Annotated in this window: 16 protein-coding genes; 6 read left to right on the top strand and 10 right to left on the bottom strand. The window is 45.7% G+C overall.

Annotated features, from left to right (window positions below; genetic code table 11):
• Window positions 1-11: 11 nt before the first annotated feature.
• On the bottom strand, window positions 12-1,028 hold the full coding sequence (locus tag C1A11_RS00815) for an aspartate-semialdehyde dehydrogenase (protein ID WP_102048533.1): 1,017 nt from the start codon (window positions 1,026-1,028) through the stop codon (window positions 12-14).
• A gap of 228 nt (window positions 1,029-1,256) precedes the next feature.
• On the opposite strand from C1A11_RS00815, the gene queA reads away from it, so the two are divergent.
• From queA to C1A11_RS00795, 4 genes are all read left to right on the top strand, one after another.
• Window positions 1,257-2,285 carry a tRNA preQ1(34) S-adenosylmethionine ribosyltransferase-isomerase QueA gene (queA, locus tag C1A11_RS00810; protein ID WP_102048532.1) on the top strand — a complete coding sequence of 343 codons (1,029 nt, stop codon included), beginning with the start codon at window positions 1,257-1,259 and terminating at the stop codon, window positions 2,283-2,285.
• 21 nt (window positions 2,286-2,306) lie between these two features.
• On the top strand, window positions 2,307-3,437 hold the full coding sequence (tgt, locus tag C1A11_RS00805; protein WP_102048531.1) for a tRNA guanosine(34) transglycosylase Tgt: 1,131 nt from the start codon (window positions 2,307-2,309) through the stop codon (window positions 3,435-3,437).
• Between the two features lie 139 nt (window positions 3,438-3,576).
• Window positions 3,577-3,834 carry a preprotein translocase subunit YajC gene (yajC, locus tag C1A11_RS00800; protein ID WP_102049204.1) on the top strand — a complete coding sequence of 86 codons (258 nt, stop codon included), beginning with the start codon at window positions 3,577-3,579 and terminating at the stop codon, window positions 3,832-3,834.
• 66 nt (window positions 3,835-3,900) lie between these two features.
• Window positions 3,901-4,311, top strand: a complete 411-nt coding sequence (locus tag C1A11_RS00795; protein WP_102048530.1) for a TIGR04086 family membrane protein — start codon at window positions 3,901-3,903, stop codon at window positions 4,309-4,311.
• A 519-nt stretch (window positions 4,312-4,830) separates the two neighbouring features.
• Here C1A11_RS00795 and C1A11_RS00790 read toward each other — a convergent pair.
• Both C1A11_RS00790 and C1A11_RS13725 read right to left on the bottom strand, forming a co-directional pair.
• Window positions 4,831-6,015: a tyrosine recombinase XerC gene (locus C1A11_RS00790; protein ID WP_102048529.1), complete on the bottom strand. Its 1,185-nt coding sequence runs from the start codon at window positions 6,013-6,015 to the stop codon at window positions 4,831-4,833.
• Window positions 6,016-6,139: 124 nt separating this feature from the next.
• A complete protein-coding gene (locus C1A11_RS13725; RefSeq protein WP_180950191.1) occupies window positions 6,140-6,298 on the bottom strand; it encodes a hypothetical protein in 159 nt (52 codons plus the stop codon).
• Between the two features lie 307 nt (window positions 6,299-6,605).
• Between C1A11_RS13725 and C1A11_RS13650 the strand changes: the two genes are divergently transcribed.
• A complete protein-coding gene (locus C1A11_RS13650; protein WP_145995684.1) occupies window positions 6,606-7,007 on the top strand; it encodes a hypothetical protein in 402 nt (133 codons plus the stop codon).
• Between the two features lie 862 nt (window positions 7,008-7,869).
• On the opposite strand, the gene C1A11_RS00780 is transcribed toward C1A11_RS13650, so the two are convergent.
• From C1A11_RS00780 to lon, 7 genes are all read right to left on the bottom strand, one after another.
• Complete coding sequence (locus C1A11_RS00780; protein ID WP_278335968.1) at window positions 7,870-9,021, bottom strand: ABC transporter permease; 1,152 nt, start codon at window positions 9,019-9,021, stop codon at window positions 7,870-7,872.
• A 35-nt stretch (window positions 9,022-9,056) separates the two neighbouring features.
• Window positions 9,057-10,037: an efflux RND transporter periplasmic adaptor subunit gene (locus C1A11_RS00775; protein ID WP_102048526.1), complete on the bottom strand. Its 981-nt coding sequence runs from the start codon at window positions 10,035-10,037 to the stop codon at window positions 9,057-9,059.
• Between the two features lie 61 nt (window positions 10,038-10,098).
• Window positions 10,099-11,472, bottom strand: a complete 1,374-nt coding sequence (gene radA, locus C1A11_RS00770) for a DNA repair protein RadA (RefSeq protein WP_102048525.1) — start codon at window positions 11,470-11,472, stop codon at window positions 10,099-10,101.
• A gap of 10 nt (window positions 11,473-11,482) precedes the next feature.
• Window positions 11,483-12,346, bottom strand: coding sequence for an Hsp33 family molecular chaperone HslO (gene hslO, locus C1A11_RS00765; RefSeq protein WP_102048524.1), 864 nt, complete (start codon window positions 12,344-12,346; stop codon window positions 11,483-11,485).
• Window positions 12,334-13,089, bottom strand: coding sequence for a class I SAM-dependent DNA methyltransferase (locus C1A11_RS00760; RefSeq protein WP_102048523.1), 756 nt, complete (start codon window positions 13,087-13,089; stop codon window positions 12,334-12,336). Before C1A11_RS00760 ends, hslO begins: the two co-directional genes overlap by 13 nt.
• Window positions 13,089-13,679, bottom strand: coding sequence for a ribosome biogenesis GTP-binding protein YihA/YsxC (gene yihA, locus C1A11_RS00755; protein ID WP_102048522.1), 591 nt, complete (start codon window positions 13,677-13,679; stop codon window positions 13,089-13,091). The genes C1A11_RS00760 and yihA overlap by 1 nt, the downstream gene beginning before the upstream one ends.
• Window positions 13,680-13,725: 46 nt before the next feature.
• Entirely contained in the window at window positions 13,726-16,095 is a 2,370-nt protein-coding gene (gene lon / locus C1A11_RS00750) for an endopeptidase La (RefSeq protein WP_102049203.1), read from the bottom strand.
• A gap of 339 nt (window positions 16,096-16,434) precedes the next feature.
• Here lon and C1A11_RS00745 point away from each other — a divergent pair, with 339 nt between their 5' ends.
• Entirely contained in the window at window positions 16,435-17,742 is a 1,308-nt protein-coding gene (locus tag C1A11_RS00745; protein ID WP_102048521.1) for a uracil-xanthine permease family protein, read from the top strand.
• The last annotated feature ends 47 nt before the right edge of the window (window positions 17,743-17,789 follow it).

Below are 17,789 nucleotides of genomic sequence, written 5' to 3'. Positions count from 1 at the left end.
AGTCAAATAGCTTAGACCATCTCGTGTTCGATCATGTACTTCGCAATCTGGACTGCGTTTGCTGCTGCGCCTTTGCGGATGTTGTCTGCAACTACCCACATGTTAAGGCCGTTTTCTACGCTATCGTCGCGGCGCAGGCGGCCTACAAACACGTCATTGCTGCCGGAAGAAATGCTGGCCAGCGGGTAAACATTATTTGCAGGATCATCCAACACAACAAGGCCTTCCATTTCAGCGAGCTCTTTTTTAACGGTGGCCAGGTCATATTCAGAAGCAAGCTCCACGTTGATCGATTCACTATGACCGTTCAGTACGGGAACACGTACGGTCGTTGCTGTAATGCGGATAGAATTATCCCCCAATATTTTATGGGTCTCATCCATCATTTTATGCTCTTCTTTGGTGTAACCGTCTTCCTGGAATACATCAATATGCGGAATGCAGTTAGAGAAGATAGGGAAGGGGAACTTTTTCAGCTCATATTCCGTTCCTTCGACAAAACTCTTCGCTCCGCCGACAAGGTCATTCCATCCAGCTAAGCCTGCACCGGAAACAGCCTGATAAGTAGAGTAGACAATACGGCGAATACCATACTTTTTCTGCAATACACGCAGCGGCAGCATTGCTTGAATGGTGCTGCAGTTAGGGTTTGCAATAATGTTGTGGTGTTCTTTCAATGCTTCCGGGTTCACCTCGGGTACAACAAGGGGAACGGTCGGGTCCATACGCCACTGAGAGCTGTTGTCGATAACAACGCAGCCTTTAGACGCGGCAATAGGCGCAAATTTTGCAGAAACACTACCACCGGCCGAGAACAACGCAATATCAAAACCGGAATCGAAACTATTTTCGTTCAGCTCTTGAATTACGTAGTCTTTGCCAAAAAATTCAATCTTATTGCCTGCACTGCGCTTAGAAGCAAAAAGCACATACTCGGCTACTGGGAGATTATACTCTTCCAGTACTTTAATGAAGGTACGTCCCACCATACCTGTTGCTCCCACTACGGCGATGCGATAATTTTTCATAAGAACACTCCCTCTATTTTGCAATATGAAAAGCGCGAACGCTTTTTGCCGAAAAACACGGGTTTTGCTTGAAAACCCTCCCTGGATGCAATATAATGTATTAGACTGAAAAACAGTAACACAATAAGGTATATTACTTATTTATATATGCTTATCACTATATCATTACGCGATTCGGTTGTCAATTGACGACTCCGCCAAGATGTAAGAAAGAAAGGTTCCTTATCTATGCAAAAAAGTGATTTTAATTATGATTTACCGAAAGAGCGAATCGCACAGGAGCCGGCAGATCCGCGAGATTCTGCGCGACTTATGTGCCTTGATCGTAGCGGCGGACAAGTTAGCCATCGCGTCTTTCACGAGCTGCCTTCTCTGCTAAAACCCGGCGACCTTTTGGTGGTGAATAACTCTAAAGTACTTCCTGCAAGGCTTATAGGGGTAAAAGAGGGCACAGGAGCTGCATGTGAAGTTCTTATCCTGAAACCCCGTTCCAGCGATGTTTGGGAGTGCCTTGCAAAACCCGGAAAGCGATTGAAAACAGGTGCACGAGTCGTCTTTGGTGAAGGTATCTTGGTTGCTGAAATTCTGGAAACCACTGAAGAGGGAAATAAGATCATTTCCTTTTCACATCCAGGCAAGACGTTTTATGAAGCATTAGAAGAAGTTGGCCGTCTACCTTTGCCTCATTATATTGAAAAACAGCTAGAGGACGATGAGCAGTATCAGACGGTATACGCGAAAGAGCTTGGCAGTGCCGCAGCCCCTACAGCAGGTCTGCACTTTACGGATGAGCTTTTGCAAAAATTGCGGGACATGGGCGTACAGACCGTTGAGGTAACACTTCATGTAGGATTGGGCACTTTCCGCCCGGTGAAAGAAAACGACATCACCCATCATCATATGCACACAGAGTGGTATTCGATTTCACAAGAGGCAGCGGATCGCATCAACGAAACAAAAGCAGCGGGCAACCGGGTGATTGCAGTTGGTACAACCAGCTGCAGAACGCTGGAATCCGCATATCAGGCACACGGCAAAATTTGTGCTTGCCAGGGCGATACTAATATCTTTATCTATCCGGGTTATGAGTTTGGTATCATGGATGGGCTTATCACAAACTTCCATCTGCCAGAAAGTACACTTATCATGCTGGTGTCAGCATTTGCAGGATATGAACATACTATGGATGCCTACCGCACTGCGGTAGAAGAGAAATATCGCTTTTACAGCTTTGGCGATGCCATGCTGATTCTTTAAACCATCGTCGAAAGGAACGTTATGTACAAACTGATAAAAACCGAGGGACATGCCCGACGCGGCGAATTTAAAACAGTGCATGGCACTGTGCAAACGCCTGCTTTTATGAACGTCGCAACCGTAGCTGCTATTAAAGGTGGCCTTTCTGCCTTTGATTTGAAGAATATAGGCTGTCAGGTAATGCTTTGCAATACCTATCATCTCCACTTGCGTCCTGGCGATGAGGTGGTACGTGATATGGGCGGCCTGCATAAATTCACCCGTTGGGATGGTCCAATTTTGACCGACTCCGGCGGGTTTCAGGTGTTCAGCTTGGCCTCACTGCGTAAAATCAAAGAAGAGGGCGTTACCTTCAACTCACACATTGACGGTCGCCGCATTTTTATGGGTCCTGAAGAGAGTATGCGTATCCAGGCAAACCTCGGCACCACGATTGCAATGGCATTTGACGAATGCATCAAAAACCCGGCAGAACATGATTATGCCAAGGATTCCTGCGCACGTACTGTCCGATGGCTGAAACGCTGTAAAGCAGAGCTGGCCCGGCTGAAACACGAAGGCCTTGCGGTGAACCCGGATGAAATGCTGTTCGGCATCAACCAGGGCTGCTGTTTTGATGACCTGCGCATAGACCACATGAAAGAGATTGCAGAGCTTGATCTGGACGGATACAGCATTGGCGGCCTTGCAGTAGGGGAGCCGGCCGAAGAGATGTATCGTGTTATCAGCGTGGTAGAAGAACATATGCCAAAAGACAAAATCCGCTACCTGATGGGTGTAGGTACTCCGGGGAACATTCTGGAATCCATCCATCGCGGCGTAGATCTGTTTGACTGTGTTATGCCCGCACGCAATGCGCGCCATGGACATTTAAATACATGGAATGGCGTTATTAATATCCGCAATGCGAAATACGAGCGTGATGATAGCCCCATTGACCCGGAATGCGATTGCGAAGTATGCCGCAACTTCTCTCGCAGCTACTTGCGGCACCTTTTCAAAGCAGACGAAACATTGGCTTTGCGCCTTGGCGTAATGCATAACCTGTATTTTTATAATAAGCTGCTTGAGAAATGCCGACACGCATTGGACGAGGGGACATTTGAGAGTTTTTACTCAAAATATGTGACACTTTTGGATCAACGCATCTAAAACCTATTGCAGCATCTAAAAATTTTTGTTATAATTACAATATTGCTTAAATGTATGCAATTCAATTTTAGGAGGGTGTCCCAATATGTTTCCGATTTTTTTACAGGCTCAGGCAAGTACTGCCGGCAGTTTGCTGTCCATGATTCTTCCTTTTGCTGCTGTCATGGCCATCATGTATTTCATGATGATCCGTCCTCAGAAAAAGAAGGACAAGCAGCTTGCAGATATGCGTAACTCTCTGGATATCGGTGATGGCATCACTACCATCGGCGGCATTGTGGGCCGCGTGGTTGCAATCAAAGATGACACCGTTGTTATCGAAACCGGCACCGATCGTACCCGCATTCGCTTCAAAAGATGGGCTATTCAGGACGTAGAGAAACTGGTTGTCGACTAATTTAGACGAATAAAATAAAAGCGCCTCCAATACTATTGAGTAAGTAGTGTTTGGGGGTGCTTTTTTATGTCAAAAAAGTCTGCTGTTCGCACCGGTAACAGCGTGTTGCCGGTTTATATTGGTGGTGCTGTGGTTTGCTTTGTGGTCACAGCAGGGTTTCTTTGCCTGTTTTCTATCGTGTTGTGCAAATCAGATATTTCGAGAGATCTCCTTGTGCCTTTTAGCATGATTATATCCTGCTTGGGCGTTGCAGGCGGTGCCTATACGCTGTCTGTGGCAAGGGGAGAGCGCGGGCTGCTGCTTGGCGCTGCGCTCGGCTTTGTCTTTTTTGCTATTCTTATTTTACTGGCACTGGTTACGGGCAATAGCGAGTTTTCTGCACTGGCTCTGTTGCGTTTGGTGCTGCTTTTGGTCGCGGGCGCTGCTGGCGGCTACCTGGGTATGTCTCAAAAAGAAAAGAGCAAACGCCGCCACTAATGGCAAAACGAATAAACCTCACCCTGTACGCATAAGCTTGTACCGAACCCGAAAGGATACAAGGATTGCAAGAGTGAGGTTTTATTTGTGAAAAGAAAAAGTAGTGTAATCGAAGCAACCATGCCGCTATTGATGATCGTGATGTATGGAATCGGCCTAGGGCTTGGTGGTGTTTATGCAAGCAGCAGCGTCAAATCTGGCACCGGGTATTTTGCCTATTACATAAAAGGATACTTAAGCGATCATTTTAACGCGGACTTTCTATCGGTATTTTCGATTTCTTTTTTGTCCGTAATCTTTTTTCACCTTTTACTGGTGATTTTTTCCCTTTCCTGCATTGGCACGCCCTTTATTTGCACGATACCTCTTTTAAAGGGCATCGCATCTGGGCTAATTGCTGCAACACTTTATTTGCAAAGCGGTGCAAAAGGCATTCTTGTTTATTGTCTGCTTTTATGGATTCCTAACGTAATGCAGGGCTTAGTATTGGTTATCTTTTCTGCACAATCGCTTTCGGTATCACTCAGACTCTTTGAAGCCATTTTGCTCCACCGCAACGTCCATCATGCCATCAGTATTTCCGATACGCTCAGCCGTTTCGTGCTGTTCTCTTCCATCGGCCTCGGCGGTGCCTTGCTGGAGGGAGTCCTCGCGCTGTTCCTCGGTGGCGCGCTTGTGGTTTGATATAGACGGAGGGAGATTGGGCTTGATTTTCATTTTGGCAAGGGGAGACGACTTCACAGCCTCTTCAAGCTGCTCTCGGGAAATGTGGGTATAGATTTGAGTAGTAGAAACATTTTCGTGCCCTAGGATTTCTTGCAAAGCCAATACATCGGCATTGCCACTGCGATACATTAAAGTAGCGGCCGTGTGGCGCAGCTTATGAGGAGAATAGCCTTTGCCGGAAAGCCCAGCCTGGGCAAGGCAGCTTTCTACGATTTGCTCGACGCGGCGGCCTGTCAGGCGCGTACCACGGTTAGAGACAAATAGGGCCCGTTGGTCCTGCAACTGCGGCAAGCGTGCTCGTGCCGCAAGGTAGACGTCGAGTGCATCTTGACATGCAGGTGTTAAGTAGACGGTTCGCTCTTTATTGCCTTTGCCGAGAATGCGGATTTTACCTTCTTTGAAATCCGTCATGTTTATGCCGACCAACTCAGAGAGGCGCATACCGCAATTTAAAAACAATGTAATAATACAAAAGTCTCGTTCGGTAAAGCCAGTTTTTACCGAACGCAGCAATTCAATACATTCTTCTAATGAAAGATATTTCGGCAATGTCTTTTTTAATGCCGGCGCATCAATATCTAAAGAAGGGTTGTATTCGAAATAAGCCTTTTTGGTAACACAGTATTTGAAGAACGCTTTAATACTGCAAAGCTTGCGAGCACGCGCAGTGGGTGAGTTGCCGCGTTCCTTGTTAATGTAGTAGATAAATTCATAAATTTCTTCTTTTGTAGTCGATTTTACAAAAGGGAGGTCAATCTCAGAAATTTGAATTTCTTCTAATTTATCATCTTTTAATGAAGGATTGCGCAGCTGCTTTAAATAACGAAAAAAAGTACGTAAATCCACATGGTAAGCATCAACTGTGCGACTGGAAAGGCTGCGAACAGCGAGCGCATAATTCAGGAATTCTTTTAAGATAGGGAAGCAATCCTCAAAGTCAAGTTTTTTACCACCGGGGAGAGAAGAAGAATTGGCCATTTGGGCGTCTCCTTTTTTAATATATTATTTCGCTAAATGGGTTCAAGTTTAGCGACAAAGCCCTCAGAGTTTATGACTCTGGGGGCTTTTTTGCTATAACGAACATTTAGCGACTTAGTGCGTGTTACTTGTTTTCTTTCATTTTGAGGTATTCGGACAACATGAATTTTACTTGTTTTGTAAAGTCTCTTTTGCTGTCAATTGCGAGTTCTTGGATTTTGTCTGCAAGTTCTTTTTCGAACCTCATGGTTTTAGTGATTGTCTCTTTGTTGAAATTGTCCATATTCTCACCTTCCTTGTAATGCAATGTAATACAAAATAATATTTTTTGTCAAGAGGGTCTTGTATTTTATAATATTACTTTGTATTATCTTCTTGTGATACGCTGTATTACAAAATATTATTTTGAAAGGTGAATGTCAATATGAAAATTGTGGGAATTCGGAACGTTGATTATGTGAGTAAGAAGACTGGGGAACATGTGCAAGGAGTTTCGCTTCATTGTGTTTCACCGTTTCCTCTTAATCGTGGTCTCGGCGATGAGGTGGAACGTGTTTGGCTTCCTCTGGAGGTCTGGGCGACTTTAAATCGTGTTGCTGCTGGCGATCCGGATAATATTATCGGTAAGGGTTGGTGTTGGTACTATTGTTGTGCTTGGTACTATGCTTGCGGCCTGTGGTATTAAGTTTGCTTCTAGTGCTGATACAACTCGTGCAGTCGTTCATGTTTGGGATGTTTTAACAGATGGTATGAAGACTGTGGTAGGTGGCTTGGTAACTATGTGTGAGGGGTATCAAAAGGCTAGGCTTCAAATTCCTTTTTCTGTTTTTGATAGTTTTTCTAAGGTTTTTGATGCTGTGTTTCCTTCTTCAGCTGCTACTGGTGGTACTTTTCCTTTTACCTTGCCTTCTTTGCCTATGGCTGATATTCGTAATGGCGACGTAAACAAAGTAAAATTATTATCGGTACCTCACAGGTTTTTGGCCGTGTAGCTAAACCTATTAGGGAACAGGTTACCTTTTTGTATGAGCCTTTTACTCTTTTTGGCTGTTTGACTATTGTTCGTGTTTATAAGCCTGTGGTTGGTGATGATGGCCTTGTAGAGCGTAAGTTGCCTCGTCGTATGTTTTTCTTTGTTCATAGCGACGAGCTTCGTTCTAGTTTTGATACATATCGTAAGATTCAGAATCTTGCGCAGTCTGGTTTTAAGCCAGCTTCTGACCAAATCCGTGGGTCGGGGCAGGTGATAGAGTTACAGCAATCGAAAAGCTCCGGCACACCTCTGTTTAGCAAACGGTCGCGGTAGCGCTTATCTTGCTCTTGTTTTGCTCTTGGGGTAGTGTTGCCATTGTGCGATTTATCGGTTTCGTCTGCGATAATATTCGTCTTTAATAATCCAGTAGAAACGAAAGAAGAGGATAAGGTGCATTACTGCTAGTGTGATGCCACCTATAATTAAGAGAAACATAATTAGGCCTGCTGTAAGAGGTGGGGTAGGCATGTTTTTCACTTCTCCTTTTGTGTTGCACTATTTCGCTAAATGTAAGTTTAGCGAAATACAGGGAAGTGAAAATAGTATATCACAGGTTATCTTAACAGTCAACCCTCGGTTTATGTCAGCGATTTATAAAGCTTTATTTTAGGTATTTAAATTAATTATTTAATTATTTCAGTATTAATAATTGCTTTAGTACTTCTGGCGATATTGTTTTTAAACTGTTTTTTATAAAACTTTTTATGTAAAACCCCTACAGTTCATGTTTGCTATAGTAAGCAATGCTGTAGAGGTTTTTCTATTATTGGCCGCAGTGTATTTATTATCTCATACTGCGCATCGTTTTATCTCTTATTTGCTTATTCTTCACGCAACGCATCTACCGGCTTCATTTTGGCTGCCCGTAACGCTGGTACGATACCAAATAATAATGCAATTACAACCATAGCTACAATACCAATACCTAATAAAAGCGTATTACAACGATATGGCAAATTTGCAAGTGTTATAATGCATGCTAGCAAACTGCTGCCTAAAAAAATGCCGACAGCTACCGAAAGCAACGTTCCGGTCAGAATATCACCGATAAGCTCTAGCAAGATTTTCGGCACGGAAGCGCCTAAACTCTTTTTAATGCCGATTTCCCGTCGGCGGACTTGCACAGCATTGCTTACTGAGTTCATCACAGCAATACCGCTTACCAAAAGCGCCACGCCTGCAATTAGCATCATAACCGCAGAAGCAATCATTACAATACTGCTAACAGTTTGGCGCTGGTTAAATAGATCATTCATGCGAAAGTTCTGTGGGATTTCAGCAGTTGAAAACGTATCCAGTGTGTGCGAAATGCTGGATTTTACGGTCTGAATATCCTGGTCGGGACTTGCCTTTACTATAATCTGATCATATCCGTTTTTCGCACTAAAAAAAGAAAGTGTAGTGTACGGTACATATATAAAATTAGGAATCATACTGCCTGTGACGCTGTTTAGCAAGCTGCTGCCGGCTTTAATTACCCCAACAATTTTATACTCATCAGCAATTCCGTTCAGTTCGAGCATCACTGTTTTTCCGGTAATATCCGTACGCCGATATGCCGCTTGTGCAACAGATTCATCTACCAGACATACTTTTTCAGCGTTATTTAGTTCTTCCGGGCTAAACATCCGACCGTGCACTACATCTAGCGCTATAATGTTTTGCGCGCTCTGAGAAATGCCCCAAAAAATTGTTTTTGCTTCGTCCTGTGCGCCTAGCCGGTAGGTGCCGGTATCCATAATAACTGGCGTACTGGCTTCAACTCCCGGAACAGAAGTAACCGACGCGTAGACGGCTTCATTTAAAACGCTCTCTCCTTCCCCGCTGTCGCTGGTTCCGATGGCAATGCTGTCCAGCCCAAGGCTATCCAACTCTTTTTCTATCATAGTATTGCCTACCGCAGAGATAACCGAAACCAAAACAACTGCAAATACACCAATTACTATCGAAATACAGGCAGTGCGGTATGGCAAAAGTCGCTTTTTTAAGCTAACATATCCAGATTTGATCAATGCACACGCACCAACTCTCCTGATGCTTTCACTGCCTGCGCGTTTGCAACCACGCCCTCCGTATCTTGTAGCCCTGCGCAAATCTCGATTCCATCATCAAATTCTCTGCCGGTCATGATATATCGTTTCTGGGTATGCCCGTTTTCCACTGTGTAAACAAACTCCCCTTCTTCGTCTTGAGAAACGGCTTCATACGGAAGAATATTTAAACCGGTTTCTTGCGGCAAAAGCACCTTGGCGGTCACCGACATGCCATCCGTCAAGTATTCATCCGCGGCATCCACGGTAACATAAATGTCTGCAACGCTTTTATAGCCGGTTGTGGTAAGCTGGCGACGAACGTTGGCCGGCAAGTCATTAAGCTCTCCATAATACTCTCTGTCGCTATATGCAACCGGAGAAAACACGACCTTACTGCCAATTGCAAATCTTCCCAGCTGATCTTCTGGAATGGTAAGGCGTAACTGGTGCGTAGAGCCTTTTGCGATAGAACACACGGTGCTATTGGCTGCCAGAATAGCGCCATCTTCCGCTGAAAATCCTACCACAGTTCCGTTGTCTGTAGCATATACAGCTTCTGGAACAGAGGCGGAGAGCGTGGTTTGGTCCATAGAGCCTAAAACTGAAACAAGTTTACCGAAGTCTTCTCCTTCCAAAGCCGCAAACCCGTCATCTGCGCCGCTCGCAGCCAAAGCGACCATCTTTTCGCGGTCCACATCGAATAGCTTTTGCCCTTTGGTTACGTAACTGCCATTACGCACATAGGTTTGTTTTACAAAAAGCGGCGTGCTAAGTGAAACTTTGCTGGCCGACGATGGAATTACCATCCCTGAGCACTGCAATGTCGGCGCGTAATCTTTTTTAGATTGATAGATGATCTCGCATTCTGGAATAGATGTACTATAAAGCACCGGTGCCATTGCTGCCGCTACCATAACTGCGGCGGTAACAAAAGCATAAATTTTCTTTTTCTGCAAACAAAATCGCCCCCTTATTGGCTAGTTTGCCAACAAAAAGGGCGATTTATCAAATGCTCTATTAAATAATTTCAATTGCGTCACGCAAGTATGAAACGCCTCGCAATTCTATGTCAGAAAACTCTTTTAAATCCAGCTGGGAGAGACTGTGACGCGGTAAAATAACGCGGCGAAAACCAATACGCATTGCCTCTTTTACACGAGCATCCAAATTGTTGATGCTACGCACTTCCCCACCGAGCCCGACTTCACCAATTGCAATCGTATCATCGGGTACGGGCTTATCCAACAAGCTGGAAACCACGGCCAGAAGTACAGCCAGATCGCAGGCAGTATCATCAAGCTCCAGGCCACCGACAATGTTCAGATAAACGTCCATAGCGCCCATAAAGTAGCCACCGCGTTTTTCCAACACTGCTAAGAGAAGATTCATGCGGCTAAAATCAAAACCAGATGCCGTGCGGCGAGGGGTGCCAAAGCTTGTTTTTGTCACCAAAGCCTGCACCTCCGAAAGAATCGGGCGTGTGCCTTCCATAGTACATGCAACACAGTTACCCGAAACACCTAGTGGGCGTCCCTCCAGTAGCATTTTAGAGGGGTTCACGATTTCACGCAAGCCGCTGCCGGTCATGTCAAACATGCCAATTTCGTTTGTAGACCCATATCGGTTTTTTACAGCACGCAAGATACGATAGGGCAACATACGGTCTCCTTCAAAATAAAGCACCGTATCTACAATATGTTCCATTACTTTGGGTCCGGCAATCGCACCGTCCTTATTCACGTGTCCTACGATGAACACAGGAATCTCCAGCGATTTGGCACAAGCGAGCAACTGCGCAGAGCACTCCTTTACCTGAGAAACGCTACCTGCGGAAGAACTGACCGCTGCCGAATGCATGGTCTGGATAGAATCAACAATCACCAACGACGGCTTATGAGTGTGTATTAGGTCCGTCACGGTTTCAATCTCGGTTTCAGCTGCGACAGTAACGGTATCCCCTGTAACATGCAAACGGTCTGCCCGCAGCTTGATTTGCCGAATCGATTCCTCGCCCGTTACGTACAGCACCGAAAGGTGCGCGGGAAGATTTGCGCAAATCTGCAACAGCAAAGTTGACTTACCTGCGCCTGGTTCACCACCAAGCAATACCACTGAGCCAATTACAATCCCTCCGCCCAGAACTCGATCCAATTCTTCGATGCCGGTAAGGATGCGGCTTTTCTCATCGTTTACATTGATGTCGCGCAGTTTAGAGGATGTCACTTCTCCGCGCAAGACGGGTGCTTTACCTGCTTTGGTGGCAGGCGTTTCTCGAATCACATCTTCGGTAAGGGTATTCCATTGTCCACAGCTTGGGCAACGCCCCATCCAGCGCGGGCTTTGCTCTCCGCATACATTACAAACATACACTGATTTGATTTTTTCTTTCAAAAGCTTCGCCTCACAGATTTAGATAATCGGCTGTTTTAAATTCATAGGCTTTATTGCAGAACTGGCATTTCAATTCTACGGTTTCTTGCTCCTCTGCAATTTTGTGCAATTCTTCTTTGCCCAAGCTAATATAGGCTCGCTCTACCCGCTCTTTACTGCAATCGCAATGGTAAGCAACTTCCTCTTCGTCGAGCACATTAGGATTAAACCCTGCCAGCAACTTTTCAATGATATCATATACGCTCATACCATCTTCCAGCATTTCGGTCATGCTCTTCATGGAAGAGATGTTGTTTTCGAGACAAGTAATTTCTTCGTCTGTAGCACCGGGCAAAAGCTGCAGCAAATATCCGCCTGCGCGTTTTACAGATCTATCCTTTTCTACCAATACACCCAAAGCACATACTGTCGGAATCTGCTCGCTGGTTGCGTAGTAAGAAGTCAAGTCCTCCGCAATTTCTCCTGATACAAGAGGAATCTGACCTACATAAGGCTCTTTTAAACCAAGATCCTTAATCACCGAAAGCATACCATCTGTACCCACAACTCCGCCCCCGTTCAGTTTGCCATCGGGCCGGTTCTGCATATCTGCGTGGGGATTTTGTACATAGCCTTTCAGGTCTCCCTTGCCGTTTGCAACAGCAATAAGCAAACCTGCGGGGCCGCCACCTTGGACACGCAGGGTGAGCGCATCATCTCGGCTTTTTAGCATAGCGCCCATAAGCGATGCTCCGGTAATCAGTCGGCCAAGCCCTGCGCAAACCGGCGCACTGCAATCATGCAGCTTTTGCATTTCTCCTACAATCTCGGTAGAATCCACAATTGCGACCACGATACCACCATTTTCTGAAATTGCTCTTACTAACTTTGACATTGTATGATTTTCTCCCCTACAAAAATTGCACGCTGAGATGTTTCGGTCAGCGCGCCAAATGTTTCGCCATCCCGGACTTCCAGAATGCGAAAACCGTGCCGTTCACAGGCTGCTTTGATTGCATCCAGCTCATAGCTGTATTCATAAAATTGCTCGCAGAACTGCTCGTCCTCTTCCATATAATCAATCTGAATATCAATGGTAGTACGGCTGAGGTCTGTGTCATAGTGATTTTTCCATACGCAGGTCGCATCCTCATCTTCAAGTGTGAAAATGTTATCTGCCAAAATTTCACGGTGCTTATAAGGTGTATTTACATCAAAGATAAACAGCCCCCCTTTTTCCATAAACAGTCCTGTTTTTTCAATGGCCTGTTCAAGTACAGGGAACGGTCCAATATGATTGAACGTATCAAAAGTAGAAACGGCCCCTACAATGGTTCCATAAAGGTCCATTTGGGTAAGGTCCTGGTGCAATAGAAGAATTCCCTCTATCCCCTCTTCGCAGCGCTTATCATTGAGAATCGCAAGCATATCCTCTGAGCCATCGATGGCGATCATATCGTAACCATCCGCAGCCAGCTTTAGTGTAAGTTCACCAGTGCCGCAGCCAAGGTCTGCAACAATGCCCTCATGAATGCCATGCTGAGCAAACGTGTCACGGATGAATTGATGCAACGCATCATAATCTGCCTCTACATTAAATCCATCATAAAAATATGCAAAATCATGGTAGCCGGCCATTAACCTTCCTCCACGATATGCTGCTCCAGACAGTCACGCAGCTCATCCATACCGGTACCTTTTTGAGAACTGGTAAGGATAACACCTTTACAACCATATTGTGCACAATAATTAAGGAATTTACCAGAGGCCGCTGCCGATTCTGTTTTATTCAGCTTGTCCGCTTTGGTCAGTACCACCACAAACGGAATGTTATGGTGGTATAGGTATTCCATCATTACGATGTCATCTGCTGAGGGATCGTGACGACAGTCTAAAAGCTGCAGCAACAGCTGGCAGCGGTCTGTATGAGCAAAATAGCTGTTAATTAAATCATCCCAGCGCTCTCTTTCAGACCGTGACACCCGGGCAAAACCGTAGCCGGGCAAATCAACCAGATAAATATTATCCAGCTCGTAATAGTTAATTGTAGCCGTTTTGCCGGGGGTTGCACTTACGCGAGCCAGGCTTTTACGGTTACACAGTTTGTTGATAAGAGAAGACTTGCCAACATTCGATCGCCCGGAGAAAACGACCTCCGGACGATCCGAAAGCGGAAGCTGTGAAGACAGTCCGTAAGAGGCAAGAAAATCCGCTTTATTATAATTCATTGTTTTTCACTTTTCCTTTCTGGAAATGTGTATTTTAGTTAAATGGTTAAGCCTGTGCAGAGGGCAATAAATTGATTTTAAGAACCTGCTGAAGATCAGATACTGGGATAAAAGACAGCGCCTCTTTCACAGTATCATCCACATCGTACAGGTCAGGCATATTATCCTTTGGCACTAGCACGGTTGTCATTTTCTCGCGGTAGGCCGCCATTGTTTTCTCACGCAAACCGCCAATCGGTAACACCGTTCCGTGCAGGGTAATCTCACCAGTCATTGCAACGTCACTGCGCACCGCTCGGCCAGAGAGTGCAGAAATCAGCGCAGTTGCCAGAGTGATGCCCGCAGACGGCCCGTCTTTGGGGATTGCTCCCTCCGGAGCATGAATATGGATATCGATTTTTTTGAAATCAATTTGGTCCAGCCCATATTCTTTTGCATGCACTTTCGCAAATGTAATGGCGAGCTTCGCAGATTCTTTCATTACTTCTCCAAGCGAGCCGGTTAATTCAAGTGCGCCAGAACCGTTTTCTATAACCTGCACTTCAATAGGCAGCAATTCGCCACCAATAGAGGTCCATGCAAGGCCGTTCGCAATACCTACGGCGTTTGTTTTATTTGAAAAGTTTGGTTTTACGCGCACTGGGCCAATCAGCTCTTCCAGGTTTCTTGCAGAAATAGTAATGCTTTGCTCTTCTTCCGCTGCTGCTATTGTTTTTGCGCACTTGCGCAGCACCTCGGTAATCACTCGCTCCAAGCTGCGAACGCCTGCTTCTTGGGTGTAACCGTCAATTAAAGCAGTCAGCGCAGAATCGGTAATGCGAACGCGGCCTTTTAAGCCGGTAAGCCTAAGCTGTTTGGGCAACAGGTGCCGCTTTGCAATCTGGAATTTTTCAAGACGAGTATAGCTGGGCAGTTCAATCACGTCCATGCGGTCGAGCAACGGACGTGGAATCGTATCGGTAGAGTTTGCAGTGGTGATAAATAGCACCTTGCTTAAATCGAAAGGAATATCAAGGTACAAATCTTTAAATGTGCTGTTCTGCTCGGGGTCAAGGGCCTCCAGCAAAGCCGCTGCCGGGTCGCCACGGAAGTCAGAAGCAAGCTTATCTACCTCATCCAGCAAAATTAGCGGATTGCTGCTTTTCGAGGTATTAATAGCACTGATAATCTTGCCCGGCATTGCACCAATATAAGTGCGGCGATGTCCACGAATTTCAGCTTCGTCCCGCACACCGCCCAAAGACATACGTGCATATTTGCGGCCCAGGCATTTGGCAATAGAAGTTGCAATTGAGGTTTTACCGACACCCGGAGGGCCAACCAGGCAGATAATCTGGCTATGTACTTCAGAAGACAGCTTACGTACTGCAAGAATTTCAAGAATACGCTCTTTTACCTTTTTCAGGCCATAGTGCTCTTTATCTAAAATCGTCTGTGCCTTGGCAATATCAATATTCTCTGGGGTAAGGACATTCCAAGGCAAATCAAGGCAAGTGTCTAGGTAAGTACGGATAACCGAGGCTTCCTGACTACTGCCTTGCATTTTATAAAGGCGGTCGGTTTCTTTTAAAAGCTTTTCTCGGGCTTCTTCCGGCAAATCAATTTTAGCAATACGCTTTTTATAGTTTTCGGCCTCGCTGCGAGAATCATCCTCCTCGTCCAGCTCTTCAGAAATGGCTCGCATTTGTTCACGCAAAAAGTAATCGCGCTGATTTTTATCCATCTGCTCGCCGACTTTGTCCTGAATCTCTTTTTCGATAGAGAGGACTTTTGTCTCTTTAGTGAACACTGTGAGCAATGCTTCTAATCGCGCAAGCGTGCTGTTCTCATTCATGATTTTTTGCTTATCTGCATATTTGAAGAGCAGATTGCTTGGGACATATTCTGCCAGGAAAGTCGGGCTCTCGCTGGAAAGAATATTGTAAATTACGTCTTTGGGCAATCTCGGGTTAAGTGCAAGGTACTCTTCAAAGGCATCACGAATAGAGCGCACAAGGGCTTCTGCACGCGGCGCATCTGCGGGGCGAACTCCGCGTACCGGAGCCGGTTGGATAGCTGCTTGCAAGAAGTCGGCATCCGTCTGGATTTTTTCCAGCTTAGCGCGATACTTACCTTCTACCAAAACCTTTACCAGATCATCTGAAACTTTCAGAATCTGTTTAACCTCCGCCATGACACCATAAGCGTACAAGTCTTTCGAGGTCGGGTTTTCTACATCCATATCTTTTTGTGCAACGAGAAAAACGTTGGTGCTGTTTTCCATAGCCCATTCTATCGCTGCAATAGAGCGCGGGCGCCCTACTTCAAAATGAACAACATTATTTGGAAACACAACAAGGCCGCGCAGCGCAATGGTGGGGACGAGAATTTGCTGCCGGTCTTTATCTGTTTTTAATTTTACTTTTACTGATGACATATTGGCCTCCGTAATCAACTTTTGGCTCCTGCCAAAAAATACATACTTATATATTATACCCTTTTTAGCTTGATACCGCAACTTATAAGGGACCGCGAAAGCTGTCAAAAAAATGGTTGACATTTGCAGGTGTTTTTTGTATCATAGTACAAGTGTAAATTTTGCGGGATTACCAAAGGGAGTGTGTCAGTATGCGAAAGAAGATGATTCAGGCGTTGATGCCGGCTTCTTTGGCATCTGCTTTTTTATTTTCACAACACCATTTTTAAAAGTCAGGCTGCTATTCGCAGCTTGGCTTTTTTTATGGCGTATCCCGCACCAACATTGGGAGGACGAATTATGAAGACAGACCACGCTATTTATAACGCGCGCGAGTTGGGCATTCCTAAAATGCTTCTGCTCGGCATCCAGCACACCTTCGCCATGTTTGGCGCCACCGTGCTGGTACCCATCATTACGGGCCTTAACGTTTCTACCACGCTTTTGTTCGCTGGCATTGGCACTTTGCTCTTCCACTTAATCACTAAGGGCAAAGTTCCTGCATTTTTAGGTTCTTCCTTTGCATTTTTGGGCGGCTATTCTATGGTTGCACCGTTGATTGACGGTAAGCCGAATGTCGAGCAGCTCCCCTATGCCTGCGGCGGTGTAGTGGCGGCGGGTCTTACCTATATTATTCTGGCTGGCTTGATTAAGGGCTTTGGTGTAAAAAAGGTTATGCGGTTCTTTCCGCCCGTTGTCACTGGCCCCATCATCATTTCCATTGGCCTTATTCTCGCCCCCACCGCAGTACAGAACGCAAGCACCGACTGGCTTTTAGCATTTGTCGCGTTGAGCGTTATCGTTGTCTGCAACATCTGGGGTAAAGGCATGGTCAAAATTATTCCCATTCTGCTGGGCATTGTAGTTTCCTATGCTGTTGCTATTCTGCTTAATCGCGTAGACTTTGCTACTGTAAAGCAGGCAGAGGTTTTCGCAATGGCACCTATCACCATGGCGAAATTCAGCATCAGTGCAATGTTCACAATTATGCCTATTGCTTTGGCAACCATGATGGAGCACGTCGGCGACATTGCTGCCATCAGCGCAACCACCGGCAAAAACTATATTGCTGACCCCGGCCTGCACCGCACAATGCTGGGCGATGGCCTTGCAACCAGCCTTGCGGGTATGTTTGGCGCCCCGGCGAACACAACTTATGGCGAAAATACTGGCGTGCTCGCACTCTCTAAAGTATATGATCCTAAGGTAATGGAAATCGCAGCTTGCTTTGCAATTTTGCTCTCCTTTATTCCGAAGTTTGGCGAAATGATTCGCGCCATCCCGACTGCAATCATTGGCGGCGTTAGCTTTATTCTTTACGGTATGATCAGCGCCATCGGCGTGCGCAATGTCGTTGAAAACAAGGTTGACTTTACCCAATCTCGTAACCTGATTATTGCAGCTATCATTATGGTCAGTGCAATCGGCTTCAACGGTATGGGTGGTCTCACATTTGTGATTACCGACCAAATCAGCATTTCGCTTTCCGGCCTTGCTATCGCAGCAATCCTCGGCATTGTCTTAAATGCCGTACTGCCTGGCAATACCTATGAGTTCCACGAAACTCCGGTGGAAGAAATCCCCGACAGCAACTTCCGCTTGAAATAATCTTATAAAATCAAATCCCTGCTTTATCTTTTGCGATAAGGCAGGGA

Origin of the sequence: Pygmaiobacter massiliensis (assembly GCF_900199435.1) — a bacterium.
Lineage (GTDB): Bacteria > Bacillota > Clostridia > Oscillospirales > Ruminococcaceae > Pygmaiobacter > Pygmaiobacter massiliensis.
This window is presented reverse-complemented; position numbering and strand designations above follow the sequence as displayed.

What these genes read in the sequence shown, in the direction of transcription:
- lon (WP_102049203.1), bottom strand. Translation starts at nt 16,095, where the DNA reads ATGTCATCAGTAAAAGTAAAATTAAAAACAGATAAAGACCGGCAGCAA.
- yihA (WP_102048522.1), bottom strand. Translation starts at nt 13,679, where the DNA reads ATGAATTATAATAAAGCGGATTTTCTTGCCTCTTACGGACTGTCTTCA.
- yajC (WP_102049204.1), top strand. Translation starts at nt 3,577, where the DNA reads ATGATTCTTCCTTTTGCTGCTGTCATGGCCATCATGTATTTCATGATG.
- C1A11_RS00815 (WP_102048533.1), bottom strand. Translation starts at nt 1,028, where the DNA reads ATGAAAAATTATCGCATCGCCGTAGTGGGAGCAACAGGTATGGTGGGA.
- C1A11_RS00760 (WP_102048523.1), bottom strand. Translation starts at nt 13,089, where the DNA reads ATGGCCGGCTACCATGATTTTGCATATTTTTATGATGGATTTAATGTA.
- tgt (WP_102048531.1), top strand. Translation starts at nt 2,307, where the DNA reads ATGTACAAACTGATAAAAACCGAGGGACATGCCCGACGCGGCGAATTT.
- C1A11_RS13725 (WP_180950191.1), bottom strand. Translation starts at nt 6,298, where the DNA reads ATGGACAATTTCAACAAAGAGACAATCACTAAAACCATGAGGTTCGAA.
- hslO (WP_102048524.1), bottom strand. Translation starts at nt 12,346, where the DNA reads ATGTCAAAGTTAGTAAGAGCAATTTCAGAAAATGGTGGTATCGTGGTC.
- C1A11_RS00745 (WP_102048521.1), top strand. Translation starts at nt 16,435, where the DNA reads ATGAAGACAGACCACGCTATTTATAACGCGCGCGAGTTGGGCATTCCT.
- queA (WP_102048532.1), top strand. Translation starts at nt 1,257, where the DNA reads ATGCAAAAAAGTGATTTTAATTATGATTTACCGAAAGAGCGAATCGCA.
- C1A11_RS00790 (WP_102048529.1), bottom strand. Translation starts at nt 6,015, where the DNA reads ATGGCCAATTCTTCTTCTCTCCCCGGTGGTAAAAAACTTGACTTTGAG.
- C1A11_RS00795 (WP_102048530.1), top strand. Translation starts at nt 3,901, where the DNA reads ATGTCAAAAAAGTCTGCTGTTCGCACCGGTAACAGCGTGTTGCCGGTT.